The sequence below is a fragment of the Paenarthrobacter aromaticivorans genome (assembly GCF_019038615.1).
Classification (GTDB): domain Bacteria; phylum Actinomycetota; class Actinomycetes; order Actinomycetales; family Micrococcaceae; genus Arthrobacter; species Arthrobacter aromaticivorans.
Genome location: NZ_JAHOPC010000032.1, coordinates 1 through 2047, shown reverse-complemented (window position 1 = coordinate 2047; position 2047 = coordinate 1). Strand labels below are relative to the sequence as shown.

At 57.8% G+C, this 2047-nt stretch carries 3 protein-coding genes; 1 reads left to right on the top strand and 2 read right to left on the bottom strand.

The genetic code is table 11. The features are described from left to right. Positions 1-145: 145 nt before the first annotated feature. Positions 146-523, bottom strand: coding sequence for a nuclear transport factor 2 family protein (locus KSW38_RS23265; RefSeq protein WP_216927800.1), 378 nt, complete (start codon positions 521-523; stop codon positions 146-148). Between the two features lie 92 nt (positions 524-615). Between KSW38_RS23265 and KSW38_RS23260 the strand changes: the two genes are divergently transcribed. Then, on the top strand, positions 616-1572 hold the full coding sequence (locus tag KSW38_RS23260; RefSeq protein WP_216927798.1) for an RNA polymerase subunit sigma-70: 957 nt from the start codon (positions 616-618) through the stop codon (positions 1570-1572). Between the two features lie 33 nt (positions 1573-1605). Here KSW38_RS23260 and KSW38_RS23255 read toward each other — a convergent pair. Further along, the coding region (locus KSW38_RS23255; RefSeq protein WP_216927796.1) for a hypothetical protein at positions 1606-2047 on the bottom strand (442 nt) is incomplete at its 5' end.

Genomic DNA, 2047 nt, shown 5'->3' with positions numbered 1-2047 from the left:
AAGCTAAGACCCACAGCGCCGATGGTACTGCACCCGGGAGGGTGTGGGAGAGTAGGACACCGCCGGACAACAATTAACGGGAAGCCCCGACCACCACGGTCGGGGCTTCCCCACTTTAACCACTGCTAACAACCACATCAGGTGCTCAGGTCCCCACGACGTCGCCACGTGCCAAGGCGAAAGGCAGACGATCGAAGATGATGTGGATCTCGGCGATCTGATCGTTGTGAATGCGATACAGTTCCGCGCCCGGTGCGCTCGGAACTGCCCGATTGGCTGTGTCGTACATGAGTATCGCTTCGTCGTCGGACCCGTAGGCCGCAAGAAGTGCAGATTTTGTGAGCGTAGCAGCGAAGGGCTCCATGAAGGCCCTGACAGCGGCACTACCGTTCATGGTGCCGGACGGTGCATGGCAGGTGACATCCTCGGCTAAGTGCTTGATGGCTGAGTCCAGGTTGCCGGTTGTCCAGGCCCGGTGGTAGGCGACTGCGATCTCGACGGCTTTGGCTTGCTTTTCAGACATGGTCTGGTTCCTTTCGTAGGCGGATACTCCTGTTTAGACACCACTTCGCAGCAGATCGGAACGCCTTCAAGGGTCCGTGCCAAGATTGAACCGTGACATCAGCCGAGTTGGAGGCCGCCCGGTCCGGCGATGAGGAGGCTTTTGCCTCGCTCGTAGCACCCTTTCGCCGGGAGCTTCATCTGCATTGCTACAGAATTACAGGATCTGTGGATGATGCAGATGACGTTCTGCAGGAGGTTTTGCTGGCGGCATGGAAAGGGTTGCCTGGGTTTGCCGGCCGATCGTCCTTGCGGACCTGGCTCTATCGGATTGCCACTACTCGCTCGCTCAATGCTCTAAGGGAACAAAGTCGCCGACCTCGCTCTGCTCCCGTACCTCCCTTCGAGCCGCCAACTCCGAACGACCGATTCGATCAACCGCATTTGCAGCCTTACCCCGATGTATTGGTCGATGAGCTTGATCCTGCTGTGCAGGCGGTTGCCCGCGAAAGTGTCGAGCTCGCGTTTGTTGTTGCGCTTCAACGGATGCCGCCGCGCCAGGCTGCAGTGTTGATCCTCTGTGATGTGTTGGATTTCACCGTTGCTGAAGCTGCTGAGATGCTCGCGGTAGGCCCGACGGCGGCTAAGGGTCTTCTTCAGCGCGCCCGCTCCGCCAGACATTCTCCAAGGTCAATTGCGAGCGGAGCACGCCACCACGATTTAGCCCGTAAGTTTGCGGATGCTTTCTCGCGAGACGACGTCGATTCCGTCCTTGAGCTCCTCACCGATCAATGCTGGCTTGCCATGCCCCCGGCCAGCGAACTTTACGTGGGCCGGCAGGCCGTCGGGAATTTCCTCCGTGCCAGTGCGGCCGGCAGGCCTGGCGGCAATTACGCCCTGGTTGCTGTCACTGCCGGTGGCAGGCCGGCGTTCGTCTGTTATCTGCAGGGCCGGGCCCGGGGACTCTTGGTGATTGAGCCAACTCAGACTGGCGACAAGATCGCATCGATCATGCGATTCCTCGACGATGGTCTGCATCGCCACTTCGGAATGCCTGACTTTCTTGACTGAAGGCGAATCGTAACTGGCTTATTGCCGCGCCTCTCAAGGAATGTTCGACGGCGGGCTGGCGGGGGTTTTGGGGGTGTGTTGGGTGGTTGTTGGGGTGGATTTGCGTTGGGGGTGTGGGGCGTGTATTGTTTTCTGAGTCGCCGGGTGCGAAACGGAAAGCCGGAAGGTGTGTACGGTTCGGTAGGCGGCCAAAAATAACTCTTCTTTTCCAATGGCCTTGTTGGGTGTGCTGCTTTTGTGGTGCGCTGTGCGGGGTGATGTTTTGGGGGGTCTGTTGTTTGAGAACTCAATAGTGTGCCAAGTTTGTTGATGCCGATTGTTTTTTGATTGGTTGAAATTATGGCCAGGTTGCTGCGCACCCCCGTGTGTGGTGGTCTGGTTTTCAGCTGGTTTCGAATTTTGTGCAGCCGCGTTCTTGCCGTTATTTCCGGTGGGTGTGGTTGTGTCTGTTTGATTTTTTGTTTTCAACGGAGAG

Excerpts from the sequence above, each read along its gene's own strand:
- KSW38_RS23265 (WP_216927800.1), bottom strand. The coding sequence starts at position 523 with ATGTCTGAAAAGCAAGCCAAAGCCGTCGAGATCGCAGTCGCCTACCAC.